15 protein-coding genes are annotated in these 17055 nt (G+C 70.8%); all 15 read right to left on the reverse strand.

What is annotated here, in order from left to right:
* Positions 1-54 precede the first annotated feature (54 nt).
* Positions 55-339 (reverse strand): YggT family protein, encoded by a 285-nt coding sequence (locus ACZ7MF_RS34015; protein ID WP_007448661.1) that lies wholly within the window; start codon positions 337-339, stop codon positions 55-57.
* 81 nt (positions 340-420) lie between these two features.
* Positions 421-1062: a cell division protein SepF gene (locus ACZ7MF_RS34020; RefSeq protein WP_471482076.1), complete on the reverse strand. Its 642-nt coding sequence runs from the start codon at positions 1060-1062 to the stop codon at positions 421-423.
* Between the two features lie 128 nt (positions 1063-1190).
* Positions 1191-1910, reverse strand: a complete 720-nt coding sequence (locus tag ACZ7MF_RS34025; protein WP_471482077.1) for a YggS family pyridoxal phosphate-dependent enzyme — start codon at positions 1908-1910, stop codon at positions 1191-1193.
* Between the two features lie 6 nt (positions 1911-1916).
* A complete protein-coding gene (gene pgeF / locus ACZ7MF_RS34030) occupies positions 1917-2645 on the reverse strand; it encodes a peptidoglycan editing factor PgeF (RefSeq protein ID WP_356864376.1) in 729 nt (242 codons plus the stop codon).
* Positions 2642-3841: a cell division protein FtsZ gene (ftsZ, locus tag ACZ7MF_RS34035; RefSeq protein ID WP_109031829.1), complete on the reverse strand. Its 1200-nt coding sequence runs from the start codon at positions 3839-3841 to the stop codon at positions 2642-2644. The genes pgeF and ftsZ overlap by 4 nt, the downstream gene beginning before the upstream one ends.
* Positions 3842-4129: 288 nt before the next feature.
* A complete protein-coding gene (ftsQ, locus tag ACZ7MF_RS34040; protein WP_471482078.1) occupies positions 4130-4924 on the reverse strand; it encodes a cell division protein FtsQ in 795 nt (264 codons plus the stop codon).
* 26 nt (positions 4925-4950) lie between these two features.
* Complete coding sequence (murG, locus tag ACZ7MF_RS34045; protein ID WP_109031827.1) at positions 4951-6045, reverse strand: undecaprenyldiphospho-muramoylpentapeptide beta-N-acetylglucosaminyltransferase; 1095 nt, start codon at positions 6043-6045, stop codon at positions 4951-4953.
* 6 nt (positions 6046-6051) lie between these two features.
* Positions 6052-7422 (reverse strand): putative lipid II flippase FtsW, encoded by a 1371-nt coding sequence (gene ftsW / locus ACZ7MF_RS34050; RefSeq protein WP_471482079.1) that lies wholly within the window; start codon positions 7420-7422, stop codon positions 6052-6054.
* A gap of 77 nt (positions 7423-7499) precedes the next feature.
* Positions 7500-8915, reverse strand: a complete 1416-nt coding sequence (gene murD / locus ACZ7MF_RS34055) for a UDP-N-acetylmuramoyl-L-alanine--D-glutamate ligase (RefSeq protein WP_471482080.1) — start codon at positions 8913-8915, stop codon at positions 7500-7502.
* Between the two features lie 8 nt (positions 8916-8923).
* Positions 8924-10015: a phospho-N-acetylmuramoyl-pentapeptide-transferase gene (gene mraY, locus ACZ7MF_RS34060; RefSeq protein WP_356864462.1), complete on the reverse strand. Its 1092-nt coding sequence runs from the start codon at positions 10013-10015 to the stop codon at positions 8924-8926.
* Positions 10015-11430 (reverse strand): UDP-N-acetylmuramoyl-tripeptide--D-alanyl-D-alanine ligase, encoded by a 1416-nt coding sequence (locus ACZ7MF_RS34065; RefSeq protein ID WP_471482081.1) that lies wholly within the window; start codon positions 11428-11430, stop codon positions 10015-10017. The genes mraY and ACZ7MF_RS34065 overlap by 1 nt, the downstream gene beginning before the upstream one ends.
* A gap of 61 nt (positions 11431-11491) precedes the next feature.
* Positions 11492-13024 carry a UDP-N-acetylmuramoyl-L-alanyl-D-glutamate--2,6-diaminopimelate ligase gene (locus tag ACZ7MF_RS34070; protein WP_471482082.1) on the reverse strand — a complete coding sequence of 511 codons (1533 nt, stop codon included), beginning with the start codon at positions 13022-13024 and terminating at the stop codon, positions 11492-11494.
* A gap of 228 nt (positions 13025-13252) precedes the next feature.
* Complete coding sequence (gene ftsI / locus ACZ7MF_RS34075; RefSeq protein WP_471482083.1) at positions 13253-15217, reverse strand: cell division protein FtsI; 1965 nt, start codon at positions 15215-15217, stop codon at positions 13253-13255.
* A complete protein-coding gene (gene ftsL / locus ACZ7MF_RS34080) occupies positions 15214-15777 on the reverse strand; it encodes a cell division protein FtsL (RefSeq protein ID WP_471482084.1) in 564 nt (187 codons plus the stop codon). The genes ftsI and ftsL overlap by 4 nt, the downstream gene beginning before the upstream one ends.
* A gap of 73 nt (positions 15778-15850) precedes the next feature.
* Entirely contained in the window at positions 15851-16807 is a 957-nt protein-coding gene (rsmH, locus tag ACZ7MF_RS34085; RefSeq protein ID WP_356864393.1) for a 16S rRNA (cytosine(1402)-N(4))-methyltransferase RsmH, read from the reverse strand.
* Positions 16808-17055 lie beyond the last annotated feature (248 nt).

The following is a 17055-nucleotide window of genomic DNA, read 5'->3' on the forward strand; positions in this document are numbered from 1 at the left end:
TCTTCACCTCAACGTTGTCGTCGGCATTCGGCAAGCCCGTATCTCTCTCATCGATCACAGCCGGCTCACGATCGAGATCAGGATGTAGACGATGATCATCAGTACGAAGAAGGACAGGTCGAGCGCCACGCCCCCGAGACGCAGCGGCGGGATGAACCGCCGCAGAAGCTTCAACGGTGGATCGGTGACAGTGTAGGTGGCCTCCAGAACGACCACCATCGCCTTGCCGGGTTGCCACGAGCGGGCGAACTGGAAGACGTAGTCCATGACCAACCGGAAGATGAGCACGATGAGGAAGCACATCAGCGCGATGTAGACGACATCCAGGACCACGCTCATGACCTGTGCTTCCCTCTCCCCTGAACCATCTCTCGGACCCTGTCCCGGGCCCGTGTTCTTGCTCTGTACCGGTGGTGCGTCTCAGCTCTGGTTGAAGAACCCGCCCTCTGCGATGCGGGCCTTGTCCTCCGCCGTGACATCGACGTTAGCAGGAGACAGCAGGAACACCTTCTGCGTCACCCGCTCGATACTGCCGTGAAGACCAAACACCAAACCGGCCGCAAAGTCGACAAGTCGCTTCGCATCTGTGTCATCCATCTCAGTGAGGTTCATGATCACCGGCGTGCCCTCACGGAAGTGTTCCCCGATGGTACGGGCCTCGTTGTAGGTCCGGGGGTGAAGTGTGGTGATCCGGTAGGGCTCTCGTTCGGACACGACCTTGGGCATGATGACCGGTGCGCTCTTTTCCAGGCTTGCGCGTTCTTGTGTGATGGACGCCACGGGCGCGATGCGCGCCGGACGACTCGATTCCGCCGCGAGCGAAGCGGAACGGGGCATCGGCTCGCGCTGCGCGGGCGGTTGTACGACTCGTACCTCTTCGTCCCTTTGGGACTGATGCGCACCATGCGGCTGGTGCGCGGGTTCGTGGCGCCGGTGATCCCTCTCGGGTTCCGGGTCCAGTTCGGGTTCGAAGTCGTCGTCGGGGTCGAACCCCCGGCCGTCGTACCCATCGTCCTCCACGAGGCCGAGGTAGACCGCCATCTTGCGCATCGCGCCGGCCATGCTCTGAGTCCTCCGCTCTGTGGTGGATCTGCTGACGACTCCAAGTGCCTGCGATCCACGAGGTCGTTGCGTCCGCCTTTCGGCGGTAATGACCATATTTTCTGCTGTGGTCCGACTTCTTGGCGACGTTACCCGAGCCTGGGTCGGACTCCGAGTACCGCAGTGCCGACGCGTACATGTGTCGCTCCGGCGGCCACGGCCTGTTCGAGGTCCGCACTCATCCCCGCGGAGACCATGTTCGCAGCCGGATGGGTCCGGCGCACGCGGGTCGACAAATCCATGAGGTGCTCGAACGCCGCCTGTTGGCGTCCGGCGTACTCGCCGGTGAGCGGCGCCACCGTCATCAGTCCGCCGAGGCGGAGCCCCTCCGATCCGGCGACCAGGTCGGCCAACTCTTCGATTCCGGCGGGCGGGACACCGCCGCGCTCCCCGCGCCCGCCCTCCCCCGCGTCCAGCGCCACCTGGAGGAGACAGCCCACTTCACGACCGGTCCGCACGGCCTCCTTCGACAGAGCCGTGACCAGCCGGGCCCGGTCGACGGACTGCACGACATCCGCGTAACCGACCACGGACCGCACCTTGTTGGTCTGCAACTGCCCGACGAAATGCCACGAAAGCGGCAGATCCGAGCAGGCGGCGGCCTTGGGCGCCGCGTCCTGGTCGCGGTTCTCCGCGACGTGGCGCACCCCGAGTTCCGAGAGAATGCGCACATCGTCCGCCGGGTAGGTCTTGGTGACCACGATGAGGGTCACGTCCCGGCGCGGGCGGCCCGCGGCCGCGCACGCGGCGGTGATGCGCTCTTCCACTTTCGCCAGGTTCGCGGCGAGTTCGTGCTTACGGTCCGTCATGCCCCATCAGTCCAGCCACACATAGCCCGCGAGCCGCCCGGTGGTGCGGTCGCGTCGGTACGAGAAGTGGTCCGCCGACTCCCGGGTGCACACCGGCGACTGCGCCCGGTCGTGCACCCCGAGGCGCTCGAGCTGCGCGTGCACTCCGGCGCTCACGTCGAGGGCCGGAGTGCCCCAACTGGTCTCGGCGTACGCGGCCGGCTCGACGGCGGCCACCTCGGCGCGCATCTCCTCGGGCACCTCGTAGCACCGGCCGCACACGGCGGGCCCGGTGCGGGCGACGATCCTGGCGGGTTCCGCCCCGAGTTCGGCCATGGCCCGTACGGCGGCGGGGACCACCCCGGCGACCAGGCCCGGCCGGCCCGCGTGGGCCGCGGCCGCGATGCCGGAGACGGGGTCGGCGAGCAGGACCGGAACGCAGTCGGCGGTGAGGACGGCGAGGGCGAGACCGCGCTCGGCGGTGACGACCGCGTCGACCCGCGGGACCGGGCGGTCACCCCAGGGGGCGTCGACCACGGCGACGTCGGCGCCGTGCACCTGGTTCATCCAGACCACCCGGTCCGGGTCGACGCCCAGCGACTTGGCGGCCAGCTCGCGGTTGGCCGTGACGGCGCCGGGGTCGTCGCCGACCGCGCCGCCGAGGTTGAGCTCCTCGTACGGAACGGCGCTCACTCCGCCCCACCGGTCGGTGAAGCCGAAGTGCGCGCCGTTCACGGTGTCGCGCTGTCCTATCACTTCAGGAAGTCCGGCACGTCCAGTTCCTCGGCCGCGCTGTCCGAGTAGGTCCGCGACGGCGGGACCGGCGGCGGGGAGACCGGCAGGTCGGCCACCGGCTCCGGCGCGGGCGCCTGCTCGGGCTCCTCCTTGGGCTTCACGCTGCCGAGCGAGCCGAAGGACGGGCGGCTCTCGGACGGCCGGGCCGGGGTGGGCTCCTCGCGCTTGGCCGAGGAGGACCCGAGGACGTTGTCCCGCTTGGACGGCGGCTGGCCCCCGTCGAAGCCGGCCGCGATCACGGTGACCCGCACCTCGTCGCCGAGGGCGTCGTCGATGACCGCGCCGAAGATGATGTTGGCCTCGGGGTGGGCGGCCTCGCTGACCAGCTGGGCGGCCTCGTTGATCTCGAACAGGCCGAGGTCGGAGCCGCCGGAGATGGAGAGCAGCACGCCGCGGGCGCCGTCGATGGACGCCTCGAGCAGCGGCGAGGAGATCGCCATCTCGGCGGCGGCCACCGCACGGTCGTCGCCGCGTGCCGAGCCGATGCCCATGAGGGCCGAACCCGCCTCGGACATGACCGACTTCACGTCGGCGAAGTCCAGGTTGATCAGGCCGGGGGTGGTGATGAGGTCGGTGATGCCCTGCACACCGGACAGCAGCACCTGGTCGGCGGACTTGAACGCGTCGAGCACGCTGACCTGGCGGTCCGAGATGGACAGCAGCCGGTCGTTGGGGATGACGATGAGGGTGTCGACCTCTTCGCGGAGTTCCGCGATGCCGTCCTCGGCCTGGTTGGCCCGGCGCCGTCCCTCGAAGGTGAACGGGCGGGTGACCACGCCGATGGTGAGGGCGCCCAGCGAGCGGGCGATGTTGGCCACGACGGGCGCGCCGCCGGTGCCGGTGCCGCCGCCTTCTCCGGCTGTCACGAAGACCATGTCGGCCCCCTTGAGGACCTCCTCGATCTCCTCGCGGTGGTCCTCGGCGGCCTTGCGGCCGACGGCCGGGTTGGCTCCGGCGCCGAGTCCGCGGGTGAGTTCGCGGCCGACGTCGAGCTTGACGTCGGCGTCGCTCATCAACAGCGCCTGTGCGTCGGTGTTGATGGCGATGAACTCGACGCCCTTGAGACCGACCTCGATCATCCGGTTGATGGCATTGACACCACCGCCGCCGACACCGATGACTTTGATGACTGCGAGGTAGTTCTGCGGTGCTGCCACGTCGAAGGCCTCTCGCCTCGAGTTACGTGTCGCCCGACCGCCGAAGCACTGATGCCCCCGCGACCCGACGACTGATGCCGATTGGGACGGTCCGTAGCGCCGACCCGAACCCTAACGCTGAAGTTTAGGGTTACCAGTGTGTCTGTTCCTTGGACTCTTCCGAACAGGACACTAAGTCGACAAGTGGCGCACGTTCAACGAACACGCCGAACCTCCCGTTTTTCTTTTCACCCTATGTGATCAGCCGTAGCGCTGCCCAACCAGGGTGCTGGCCTGCGCGTATACCCGTCAACTCCCGGATGACGCCGGGGCGGTGGGAACGCTCACGTCGAAGTGCCGCGCGTCGGGGGTCGCTTTCATGAGCGCGGTGAGTGCGCGGGCTTTCTGCACACCCTGCTCACCGCTCCCCCACGACACGGTCCGCTCGCCGCTCAACTCCAGCGAGATGTCGTCGTAGGAACGGACCTTGACGACCCGTGTGTCCCGGGCGACCCGGTCCGGGAGCCGGCCGGCCACCCGTACCGCCTCGCGCACCAGGCGGTCGTCGTCGAAGCGGCGCAGGCTCGCCGCGGCGGAGCCGGAACGGGCGGGTTCCAATTCCAGCGTGGGCACGCCTTTCGGGGCCTTGGAAACCGTGGCGAAACGGACGCCTTCATCGTCCACTTCCACGAAGTTTCGGCCCTTTTGGGCAATCAGGACCGGAGTACGCTCGGTCACTTTCAGCTCGATTCCGTGCGGCCAGGAACGCTCCACGGCGACCTCGTCAATGCGGGGCAATTTCCGGCGCAGTCGGGCCTCGACCGTCTCCGTGCCGACCGAAATCAGCGGGTCCCCGACCGGCACGTCGGCGGCCTCGCGCACCTGCGCGGGCGTCAGGACGCGTGTTCCCGAGACCGACACCTGTTCCAGGCGTGTCCAGTTCGAGCCGTAGAGGACCCAGACGGCGCCGCCCGCGACGAGCGCGAGCGCCACGGCAAGGATGATGATCGTACGAAGGCGGGGCGGGCGGAACCGGCGTACCCGGGGCGGGCCGGACGACTCCTGCTGGCGTGCACCGCGCTCGGCGGTGGTCGGTCCGGCCACGCTCCCCTGCCTTCCGTCAGACGTGTCTAGCGGCGCGCACGGGCGGCGATCGCCTCGTACACCATGCCGACGAGGAGGTCGTCGGCGTCCCGGCGGCCGAACTCGGCGGCGGCGCGGGACATCTCGTACAGCCGGTGCGGGTTGGCGAGCACGGGCAGGACGTTCTGCTGGAGCCACTCCGGCGTGAGTTCCGCGTCGTCGACCAGCAGCCCGCCGCCGGCCTTGACCACCGGCTGGGCGTTGAGCCGCTGTTCGCCGTTGCCGATGGGCAGCGGGACGTAGGCGGCCGGGAGCCCGACGGCGGAGAGTTCGGCGACGGTCATCGCGCCCGCGCGGCAGAGCATCATGTCGGCGGCGGCGTACGCGAGGTCCATCCGGTCCAGATAACTTACCGGGATGTACGGGGGCATTCCCGGCATCTGGTGAACCTGCGGCAGTTCGTTCTTGGGTCCGACCGCGTGCAGGATCTGGATGCCGGCCTGCTGGAGCCAGGGCGCGACCTGCTGGATGACCTCGTTGAGCCGGCGGGCGCCCTGCGAGCCGCCGGTGACCAGCAGCGTCGGCAGGTTGGGGTCGAGACCGAACATCGCCCGGGCCTCGGGGCGCGCGGCGGCGCGGTCGAGGGTGGCGATGGAGCGGCGCAGCGGGATGCCGATGTAGCGGGAGTTGCGCAGCTTGCTGTCGGGAGTGGAGACGGCGACCTGGGCGGCGTAGCGCGAGCCGATCTTGTTGGCCAGGCCGGGGCGGGCGTTGGCCTCGTGGACGACGATCGGCACGCCGAGCCGCTTGGCCGCGAGGTAGGCGGGCAGCGCCACGTAACCGCCGAAGCCGGCCACGGCGTCCGCCTTGGTGCGCTCCAGGATCTGCTCGGTCGCCTTGATCGTCCCCCGCAGCCGGCCCGGGACGGTGATCAGCTCGGGGGTGGGCTTGCGCGGCAGCGGTACGGCCGGGATCAGCGCCAGCTCGTAACCCCGCTCGGGCACCAGGCGGGTCTCCAGGCCGCGTTCCGTGCCCAGGGCCGTGATCCCCACGGTCGGATCCTGCCTGCGCAGGGCGTCCGCGAGGGCGAGCGCGGGCTCGATGTGGCCCGCGGTTCCTCCGCCGGCGAGTACGACATGCACCGAAATTCACCGCTCTCCGGACGAGCGCGCCTTCGAGGCGCGCCGTCGCATCGTGTTCCAACTCCCAGGGCTCCGCTTGGCCGCGGGTCCCCTGGCTCCCCGCTTTCTACCAAAGCGAGGTTGCCGCAACGCAAGCGCCGCCCGCGCACCGGGTTCGTCACGCGCGAAGGCGATCAGCAGACCGATGGCGAACATGGTCGGCAGCAGGGCGGAGCCCCCGTAGGAGAACAGCGGGAGCGGGACACCGGCGATCGGCAGCAGCCCGAGGACCGCACCGATGTTGATCACGGCCTGGGCCGTGATCCAGGTGGTCACGCCTCCCGCGGCATACCTCACGAAGGGGTCCTCCGTGCGTCCGGCCACGCGGATACCCGCATAGCCTAGAGCCGCGAACAGGGCGAGCACCGACAGCGTCCCCGCCAGGCCCAGTTCCTCACCGGTGACGGCGAAGATGAAGTCGGTGTGCGCCTCGGGGAGTTGGCCCCATTTCTCCACACTGGCACCGAGCCCGGAACCGAACAGTCCGCCGGAGGCCAGGGCGTAGATGCCGTGCACGGCCTGCCAGCAGGAGTCGCCGGGGCCCGGGTCGGTGGCACCGAGGCAGTTGAGCCGGGCCATCCGGTTCGCGCTGGTCTTGATGAGGATGAAGCCGAGCAGCAGGGCGATCGAGAGCACGCCCGCGAACAGCCGGGTGGGCGCGCCGGCCAGCCACAGCAGGCCGAACAGGATCGCCGTCAGGATGATCGCGGTCCCCATGTCGCCGCCGATCATGATCAGCCCGAGCAGCATGAACGCGGCCGGCACCAGCGGCACCAGCATGTGCTTCCACTGGGTCAGCAGCTTCTTGTCGTGCTTGCGGGCGAGCAGGTCCGCTCCCCACAGCACCAGGGCCAGCTTGCCGAACTCGCTGGGCTGGATCTGGAAGGAGCCGCCCAGCGCGATCCAGTTCTGGTTGCCGTTGACCGCCACTCCTATCCCCGGCACCTGGACCAGGATCATCAGGAAGACGGCTCCGGCGAGGATCGGATAGGCCAGCGCCCGGTGCAGTTTGACCGGCATCTTCATCGCGGCGACCAGGAGACCGGCGCCGATGAGCGCGGCGAGGGCCTGCTTGCGGAAGAAGTACGAGCCGGGCAGCGACAGCTGGAGCGCGGTGATCTGGGACGCCGAGTAGACCATCACCAGGCCGAGCACGGTGATCAGCGCACTGCCGCCGAAGATCAGGTAGTAGGCGGTCAGCGGCCGGTCCCAGGCGCGGCGCAGCCGGTGGTAGAGGCGGAGCACGCCGTTGTCGTGCGGCGGCCCGGGGGTGGCGGGTCGCTTGACGGTCCGCTGCACGGGCGGACGTCCGGTACGGCTCTGGGGACTACCGGGCATCGCGGCCTCCGCTGTACGTCGGCATGGACCGTCCCACGCGTCCTCCCGAGTTCACCCGGCGGCAGGAGGCGGCCGGGTCAGGCGCCGAGTTCGCGAACGGCCTGCGCGAACGCGTCACCGCGCTGGTTGTAGTTGGTGAACATGTCCATGGAGGCACAGGCCGGGGCCAGCAGCACCGTGTCACCGGGCCGGGCGAGCCGCCGCGCCTCCTGGACGGCCTGGAGCATCGCACCAGTGTCGGTCCGGTCGAGGTCGACCACGGGTACTTCGGGGGCGTGTCGCGCCAGGGCTTCGCGGATCAGGGCGCGGTCGGCGCCGATGAGGACGGCGCCGCGCAGCCGCTTCGCCGCACCCGCGACCAGCTCGTCGAAGGTCGCGCCCTTGGCCAGTCCGCCGGCGATCCACACGATCGGCTCGTAGGCCGCCAAGGAGGCTTCGGTGGCGTGCGTGTTGGTGGCCTTGGAGTCGTCCACGTAGGCCACCCCGTCCACGTCGGCGACGTGCGCGATGCGGTGGGCGTCCGGTGTGAAGGCGCGCAGCCCGTCCCGTACGGCGGCGGCGGAGACGCCGAAGGCGCGGGCGAGTCCGGCGGCGGCAAGGGCGTTGGCGATGTTGTGCGGGGCCGGCGGGTTGACGTCCGAGACCTCGGCCAGCTCCTGGGCGTTCTTCTGCCGGTCCTCGACGAAGGCGCGGTCGACCAGGAGGCCCTCCACGACGCCGAGTTGGGAGGGCCCGGGCGTGCCGAGGGTGAAGCCGACCGCCCGGCAGCCGTCTTCGACGTCGGCGGCGCGGACCAGGTCCTCGGTCGCCCGGTCCGCGACGTTGTAGACGCAGGCGACGCGATTGCCCTCGTAGATGCGGCCCTTGTCGGCGGCGTAGGCCTCCATCGAGCCGTGCCAGTCGAGGTGGTCCGGGGCGAGATTGAGCACGGCCGCGGAGTGGGCACGCAGCGAGGGCGCCCAGTGGAGCTGGTAGCTGGACAGTTCGACCGCGAGCACGTCGTACTCGGTGTCGCCGGTGACCGCGTCCAGCAGGGAGACGCCGATGTTGCCGACGGCGGCGGTGCGCAGACCGGCCGCCTTCAGGATCGACGCGAGCATCTGGACGGTGGTGGTCTTGCCGTTGGTGCCGGTGACGGCGAGCCAGGGCGCCGGCTTCCGGCCGTCCAGGCCGCGCAGCCGCCAGGCCAGTTCCACGTCGCCCCAGACCGGGACGCCGGCCTGTCCGGCCGCCGTGAACAGCGGCTTGGTGGGCTTCCAGCCGGGTGCGGTGACGATCAGCTCGGTGCCTTCGGGCAGGGTGTCGCCGTCGCCGAGGCGCACGGTGACGCCGAGCGGCTCCAGCTCCGCCGCCTGCGTCCGGGCCCTCTCGTCGTCGCCGTCGTTGACGACGGTGACGTGCGCGCCGAGCCCGTGCAGCACCTTGGCCGCCGGGACGCCGGAGACGCCGAGTCCGGCGACGGTGACGTGCTTGCCGCTGAATTCCGAAGGCACCGAGGAGGTCACTTGTCCGTTGCCCATCCCGCGTAGAAGAGGCCGAGTCCGACGATCACACAGATGCCCTGGATGATCCAGAAACGGACCACGACAAGGACTTCGGACCAGCCTTTGAGTTCGAAGTGGTGCTGGAGTGGCGCCATCCGGAAGACCCGCTTGCCGGTGAGGCGGAAGGATCCGACCTGGATGACCACCGACATGGTGATCAGCACGAACAGGCCGCCGAGGATGGCCATCAGCAGTTCGGTGCGCGAGCAGATCGCCAGACCCGCGAGCACCCCGCCGAGCGCGAGCGAACCGGTGTCGCCCATGAAGATCTTGGCCGGCGAGGTGTTCCACCACAGGAAGCCGAGGCAGGAACCCATCAGCGCGGACGCGACCACCGCGAGGTCGAGCGGGTCTCTCACCTCGTAGCAGGCGCCCGGGTTGGTCAGGGTCAGCGCGTTGGCGCAGGACTCCTGGAACTGCCAGACGCCGATGAAGGTGTAGGCACCGAAGACCAGGACGGAGGCGCCGGTGGCCAGGCCGTCCAGGCCGTCGGTCAGGTTCACGCCGTTCGACATCGCGAGGATCATGAACAGCGCCCAGACGACGAACAGCACCGGGCCGATGGTCCAGCCGAAGTCGGTGATGAACGACAGCTTCGTGGACGCCGGGGTGTTGCCCCGGTTGTCCGCGAACTGCAGCGAGAGCACGGCGAAGGCGATGCCGACGGTGAGCTGGCCGATCATCTTCGCCCTGGCCCGCAGGCCCAGCGAACGCCGTTTGACGATCTTGATGTAGTCGTCGAGGAAGCCGACCAGGCCCATGCCCACCATCAGGCCGATCACCAGCAGACCGGAGAAGGTCGGCCCCGCGTCGATGTCGGGGTCCAGATAGCTGGTGATGCCCTTGGCGAGGAAGTACGCGGCGACCGTCGCCAGGATGAAGGCGATACCACCCATGGTCGGCGTACCGCGCTTGCTGGCGTGCTCGCGCGGTCCGTCGTCGCGGATGTACTGGCCGTAGCCCTTGCGGGCCAGGAGCTTGATCAGCAGCGGGGTGCCGACCAGCGTGAGGAAGAGGCCAATGACTCCTGCGAACAGGATCTGCTTCATCATCGGGCGGCAACCTCACCCTCGGCGCCGGTCTCGAGGAGCGCCGTGGCGACGCTTTCCAGACCCACCGAACGGGACGCCTTCACGAGCACGACGTCTCCTGGGCGCAACTCGCTGCGCAACAGGTCGACCGCCGCCTGTGCGTCGGACACGTGCACCGACTCCTCACCCCACGAACCCTCGTTATATGCGCCCAGTTGCAGCCATTGGGCTTCCCTGCCCCCGACCGCGACGAGCTTGCTGACGTTGAGCCGGACGGCGAGCCGTCCGACCGCGTCGTGCTCGGCGAGCGCCTCGTCCCCGAGCTCGGCCATCTTGCCGAGCACCGCCCACGTACGGCGCCCCTTTCCCATGGCGACGAGCGCACGCAGCGCGGCCTTCATGGACTCGGGGTTCGCGTTGTAGGCGTCGTTGACGACCGTCACGCCGTCCGGGCGCTCGGTGACCTCCATCCGCCAGCGGGAGAGGGAGCCCGCCTCGGAGAGCGCGGTGGCGATCTCGTCTGCGGACATGCCCAACTCGTGGGCGACGGCGGCCGCGGCGAGCGCGTTCGACACGTGGTGCTCACCGTACAGGCGCATGGTCACATCGCTTGCACCGGAGGGTGTGTGAAGGCTGAAGGAAGGCTGTCCGGTGTCCGTGAGTCGCACGTTCTCGGCTCGAACGTCCGCTTCGCCGGACTCTCCGAAAAGGATCACCTTCGCCTTCGTTCGGGAGGCCATGGCCCGTACGAGCGGGTCGTCCGCGTTGAGGACCGCGGTGCCGCCCTCCTCGGCCGGCGGCAGCGCCTCGACGAGCTCGCCCTTGGCCCGGGCGATCTGCTCCCGGCCGCCGAACTCGCCGATGTGCGCGGAGCCGACGTTCAGGACGAGGCCGATCCTCGGCGGCGTCAGCTCGCAGAGGTACCGGATGTGGCCGATGCCGCGGGCGCCCATCTCCAGGACGAGGAACCTGGTCTCGTCGGTGGCGGTGAGCGCGGTGAGCGGCAGCCCGACCTCGTTGTTCATGGAGCCGGGCGTGAACACCGTGGGCGCCTTGCGGCGCAGTACCTGGGCGATCAGGTCCTTGGTGCTGGTCTTGCCGGCCGACCCGGTGAGGGCCACGAGGGTGGTGCCGAGGCGTCGCACGACGTGCCGGGCGAGGGCGCCGAGGGCGGCCTGGACGTCGTCCACGACGATCGCGGGCACGCCGACGGGGCGGGAGCCGAGGACGGCCACCGCACCCGCTTCGACGACCTGCGCGGCGAAGTCGTGGCCGTCGACCCGTTCGCCGACGAAGGCGACGAAGAGGCTGCCGGGCCCGGCCTCCCGGGAGTCCCGGACGACCGGCCCGGCGACCTCGGCGGACGGGTCCGGTATGTCGTGCATCCGCCCGCCGACGACTTCTGCGATCTCGGCGAGTGAGAGGGTGATCACAAGTTCGTCCCCTGGATCAGGATCAGGATCGGCTGGATCATTCGGGATCTCGTCCCCGGGATCATTCGGGATCTCGTCCCTGGGTCTTCTTGATGGCTTCGCGCAGCACCTCGCGGTCGTCGAAGGGACGGACGACCCCGGCGATGTCCTGGCCCTGCTCGTGGCCCTTGCCCGCCACCAGCACGGTGTCGCCGGGCTCGGCCCGGGCGACGGCGGCGGCGATCGCGGCGGCCCGGTCCTCGAAGACCTGCACCTCACCGCGCTCGTGCGCGGGCACCGACGCCGCGCCCTGGAGCATGGTGGCGAGGATCGCGAGGGGGTCCTCGGAGCGCGGGTTGTCGGAGGTCAGTACGGCGGTGTCGGCGAACCGGGCCACGGCGGCGCCCATCGGCTCCCGCTTGGTGGTGTCCCGGTCGCCGCCGCAGCCGAGCACGGCGTGCAGCTTGCCCTCGGTGACCTTGCGCAGGGCCCGCAGGACCGACTCGACGGCGTCGGTCTTGTGGGCGTAGTCGACCACCGCGAAGTAGGGCTGGCCCTCGTCCACGCGCTCGAGGCGGCCCGGCACGCCCGGTACGGCGGCGACGCCGTCGGCGGCGCTCTGCGGGTCGAGCCCGGCGGCGGCCAGGGCGACGATGGCGGCGAGGGTGTTCGCCACGTTGAACGGCCCGGCCAGCGGCGACTTGGCGGCGATCCGCTCGCCCTTCGGCCCGAGCACGGTGAACGCGGAGTCCAGCGGGCCGACCTCGACCTCGTCGGCGCGCCAGTCGGCGTCGGGGTGGCCCTCGGCGGAGTAGGTGACGACCGGGACGGTGGCCTCGCCCGCGAGGCGGCGCCCGTACTCGTCGTCGACGTTGACCACGCCGAGCTTGCTGCGCTCGGGGGTGAAGAGCTGCGCCTTGGCCTGGAAGTAGTCCTCCATGCCGGAGTGGAACTCCATGTGCTCCGGGCTGAGGTTGGTGAAGACCGCGATGTCGAAGACGCAGGCGTCGACGCGGCCGAGCACCAGGGCGTGGCTGGAGACCTCCATGGCGACCGCGTCGGTGCCGCGCTCGCGCATCACCGCGAACAGCGCCTGGAGGTCGGTGGCCTCGGGCGTGGTCCGCTCGGACTTGATGCGCTCGTCGCCGATGCGCATCTCGACCGTGCCGATCAGCCCGGTGGACTTCGCCGTGCGCAGGCCGCCCTCGACGAGGTAGGCGGTGGTGGTCTTGCCGGAGGTGCCGGTGATGCCGATCTGGAGCAGGTCGCGGCCGGGGTGGCCGTAGATCGTGGCCGCCAGCTCGCCCATCCGCGCGCGCGGGTCGTCGACGACGAGCGCCGGCAGACCGGTGGCGGCGACGCGCTCCGCGCCGGCCGGGTCGGTCAGCACGGCCGCGGCACCGAGGCCCGCGGCCTGGGTGACGAAGTCGGCGCCGTGGGCGCGGGCTCCGGGGAGGGCTGCGTACAGGTCGCCGGGGCGGACGGCGCGCGAGTCGTGGGTGATGCCCGTGACCTCGGCGGAGCCGTCCGGCGCGGAGGTACCCAGTTGATCGGCGAGTTCCGCGAGGGGTGTGGCGGAGATCCGCACCGGCCGGGGCGGTCCCGGGTATGTCACGGGGTGGCCCTTCTGGGTGGTTTGGGACTGATCAGGGTGTGGCACGGCGGTGAGCGTACCGGCAGTACCCGCCTGGGGGCGAAGCGAGGGCTGGGACGAGGCCTGGGGGGTGCTCTGGTTCCCGGGGTCGGGGGTGATCGTCGTCACGGGTGGTTCCTGGTGGCTCGGTACTGAATCGGCGCTGGCTCGGTACGGGCTCGGTGCGGGGGGGGGGAGGGGCGGTACGGCTCAGGGTTTGAAGGTGACCGGGAGCCTCGCGGGGGCGGCCCCGGTCGGCGGCACCTGGAGGGTCTTCAGGGCGAACTCCATGACCTGCTTGTAGATGGGGCCGCAGATCTGGCCGCCGAAGTAGCTGCCCTCGGTGGCGTTCTGGATGGCGCAGTAGACGGTGACGCGAGGCTTGTCGGCGGGGGCGAACCCGGCGAACGACGAGGTGTAGCCGTGGTACTTGCCGGTGGCCGGATCCACCCGGTTGGCCGTGCCCGTCTTGCCCGCCACCCGGTAGCCGGGGATGCGCGCCTTGGTGCCGGTGCCCTCCTCGTCGTCGACGACGGACTCCAGCATCTGCGAGAGGGTCTTCGCGGTCTTCTCACTGGTCACGCGGGTCTTCTTGGGTTCCGGGGCCGGAGTGAAGCGTCCGTCGGCGCCCTTCGTGCCGCGGACCAGCGTGGGTTCGATGCGGACGCCGCCGTTGGCGACGGTCGAGTAGATGGAGGCCGCCTGGAGCGCGTTCACGGAGACGCCCTGGCCGAAAGGGATCGTGTACTGCTGCGAGGTCGACCACTGGTCGGGCGGCGCGAGGATGCCCTTGGTCTCGCCGGGGAAGCCGAGCCCGCTGTAGCCGCCGAGGCCGAACTTGCGCAGGTAGGAGTAGAGCACCTTGTTGGCCTCGGCCTGGGTCTTGCCCAGCTCTCCGGTGGCCATGATCGTGCCGATGTTGCTGGACTTGGCGAGCACGCCGTTGAGCGTGAGGTACCAGGTCGGGTGGTCGATGTCGTCCTTGAAGAGCCGGTCGCCGCGCTTGAGCCGGTTGGGGACGGTGATGTGGGTGCCCGGCGTGGCGACGTTCTCCTCCAGCACGGCCGCCATGGACAGCACCTTGGCGGTGGAGCCCGGTTCGAAGGCGTCCTGGAGCGCGGCGTTGCCCAGCGCCGCGGGGTCGGCGTGGGCGAGGTCGCCCGGGTCGAAGCCGGGCGAGTTGGCCATGGCGAGGATCTCGCCGGTGGTGGTGTCCTGGACGATGACGTAGCCGCCGTCCGCCTTGGACTTCTCCACCTGCTCGCTGATGGCGTGCTGCGCGGCCCACTGGATGTCGCGGTCGATGGTCAGCTCGACGTCGCTGCCCGGCACGGCGGGCGTCTCGGTGGACCCGGCGGTGGGCACCTGGCGCCCGCCGGACTGGGCGTAGCGGATCTTGCCGTCCTCGCCGGCCAGCGTCTTGTCCAGCTTCCGCTCCAGGCCGCCGCCGCCCTTGCCGTCGGCGCCGACCCAGCCGAGGATGCCGGCGGCGAGGTCGCCGCCCGGGTACACCCGCTTGCTGCTGGGGTCGGCGAAGACGCCCGCGAGCACGTTGACCGTCGACCTGTCGGTCTCCGCCTTCGTGGTGAGCGCGGTCTTCAGGTCCTTGATCTGGTTCCAGACCTGGGGGGTCTGCCGGCGCGCGAGGCGGACGTAGCGCAGTTCCTTGTTCTTCGGACGGAGCACCTTGGCCAGCTGCTCCTGGTCCTGGCCGAGGATCGGCGCGAGGAGCGCCGCCGCCTGCTCGGGTCCGTCGTCGACCTTCAGCTGCTCGCGGGTGAACATCGTGGGGTCGGCGGTGATGTCGTAGGAGTCCACGGTGCTCGCGAGGGAGACCCCGTTGCGGTCGGTGATCCCGCCGCGCTCGGCGGGCAGGGTGTGTACGACGTAGCGGTTCTGCTCGGCCTTCGCCGAGTAGGTGCCGGCGTCCACGGCCTGCACCTGGAGGAGCCGTACGACGAACGCGGCCAGCACCAGGGTCAGCGCGAGGCCGATCATGCGCAGCCGGGGGCGCGGGCTGCCCAGCCGGAAGGCGCGGGGCGCCGGGCGGGGCGGTCCCGGCCTGCGGGCCGGCCGGGCGCCGGGCCCCGGGCGGCGCCCGCCGCCGGAGCGGACGGGCCTCGCGGGTCCGGGCACCCGGCGGCGCGGCGGTTCCCTGTCGGACACTTCCGTCACCTACCGGGAGTCGGGGTCGGGGTGGGCGGCGCCGCGGTGGTGGGGGTGACGGCTGTGCCGGATGCGGCCGCGGTGGTGGGCGTGGGGGCCGGGCCGGAGGGCTCGGTGTAGGGGGACGGCGTGACCGTGGACGCGCCGGCGGACGTCGAGGCCAGCGCCTCGGGAGCGAGGACGAGCGGGGCGGCCGCGGCGGGGGCCGGGCTGGGCGAGCCCTTGACCTTGCCGTCGGGGTCGAGGAAGGCGGGGTCGCCGCCGGGCACCATGCCCAGTTCGCGGGCGCGGCGCTGGAGGGCCCGGGGGGCGGAGTAGGCGTCGATGTCCCGCTGGAGCGCCTGTTCCTCGTCGGTGAGCTCCTTGGTCCGCTGCTTGAGGTCGTCCAGCTGGAAGGAGCCCTCGCTCAGCGCGGAGTTCAGCACGAGGAGCCCGATGAGGCCGCCGCCGAGGAGGACGACGACCAGGAGGACGAACGGCGCCCGGGCCGCCTGGCCCCGGGGGCCGCCGATGGGCAGGAGCCGGGCCAGTCGGGCCGCCCTGCCCTTCAGTTCGGGTTTCCTGCTCACACGCCCTCCCCTAGGGGGTGTCGTCCGCACCGGTGCCCGGCCTGCCTCGCTCGCTCCGCCCGAGGGACTCCCTTCACCCGAGGGACTCCCTGATGCGCTCGGCGCCGCGCAGCCGTGCCGGTGCCGCGCGCCGGTTCTCGGCGATCTCCTCCTCGGTGGGGAGTTCGGCACCGCGGGTGAGCAGCTTGAGCCGCGGTGCGTACTGCTCGGGGACGACGGGCAGGCCGGGCGGCGCGGTGTTGGCGGCACCGGCCGCGAACACCTGTTTGACCAGCCGGTCCTCCAGCGAGTGGTACGACAGCACGGCGATCCGCCCGCCGACCGCGACCGACTCGACGGCGGCCGGGATCGCCCGCTCCAGGACGGACAGCTCGCCGTTGACCTCGATGCGCAGGGCCTGGAAGGTGCGCTTGGCCGGGTTGCCGCCGGTGCGCTTGGCGGCCTGCGGCAGTGCCGCGCGGATCAGCTCCACCAGGCGGGCGCTGTTGGTGAACGGCTCCTTCTCGCGCTCGCGCACGACGGCGGACACGATCCGCTTGGCCTGCTTCTCCTCGCCGTACGCCCGCAGGATGCGGACGAGTTCGCCGGGCGGGTAGGTGTTGAGGACCTCGGCGGCGCTCATGCCGGTGCTCTGGTCCATCCGCATGTCGAGCGGGGCGTCCTGGGCGTAGGCGAAGCCGCGGTCGGCCTCGTCGAGCTGCATGGAGGAGACGCCGAGGTCGAACAGCACGCCCTGGACGCGGGGGACGCCGAGCCGGTCGAGCACGTCGGGCAGCTCGTCGTAGACGGCGTGCACGAGGGTGGCGCGTTCGCCGTACGGGGCGAGCCGCTCGCCGGACAGGCGCAGGGCCTCCTTGTCGCGGTCGAGGGCGACGAGCCGGGCCTCGGGGAAGCGTTCGAGGAGCGCCTCGCTGTGCCCGCCGAGTCCCAGCGTGCAGTCGACGACCACGGCTCCCGGCTCCGTCAGGGCGGGTGCCAGCAGGTCCAGACACCGCTGGAGCATCACCGGGACGTGTCGACTCTGGCTCAAGTGGGGCGGCCTCTCAGGTCCGGCGCGGCGTCACGCACTGCCGGGTCCCCTCCCGCTCGCATCTGAAGGGGAGGCCTGCCGGCGCCAAAAGCGTCGGCCGGCCGGGAGCGGGAGGAGGCCGAGCCGTACGTACGCGCCGCGCACGTGGGGAGATCTGGCGGGACGTCGCCCAGGTCTCCGGGGAATTCAGTCCAGCAGGGAGGACCTCGCCTCCCGCTTCGCGTCACTTTAGTCCACGGTGTCGCCCG

The sequence above is a fragment of the Streptomyces sp. NPDC111628 genome, from assembly GCF_055635195.1.

What these genes read in the sequence shown, in the direction of transcription:
- ACZ7MF_RS34015 (WP_007448661.1), bottom strand. Translation starts at nt 339, where the DNA reads ATGAGCGTGGTCCTGGATGTCGTCTACATCGCGCTGATGTGCTTCCTC.
- ACZ7MF_RS34020 (WP_471482076.1), bottom strand. Translation starts at nt 1,062, where the DNA reads ATGGCCGGCGCGATGCGCAAGATGGCGGTCTACCTCGGCCTCGTGGAG.
- ACZ7MF_RS34025 (WP_471482077.1), bottom strand. Translation starts at nt 1,910, where the DNA reads ATGACGGACCGTAAGCACGAACTCGCCGCGAACCTGGCGAAAGTGGAA.
- ftsW (WP_471482079.1), bottom strand. Translation starts at nt 7,422, where the DNA reads ATGCCCGGTAGTCCCCAGAGCCGTACCGGACGTCCGCCCGTGCAGCGG.
- mraY (WP_356864462.1), bottom strand. Translation starts at nt 10,015, where the DNA reads ATGAAGCAGATCCTGTTCGCAGGAGTCATTGGCCTCTTCCTCACGCTG.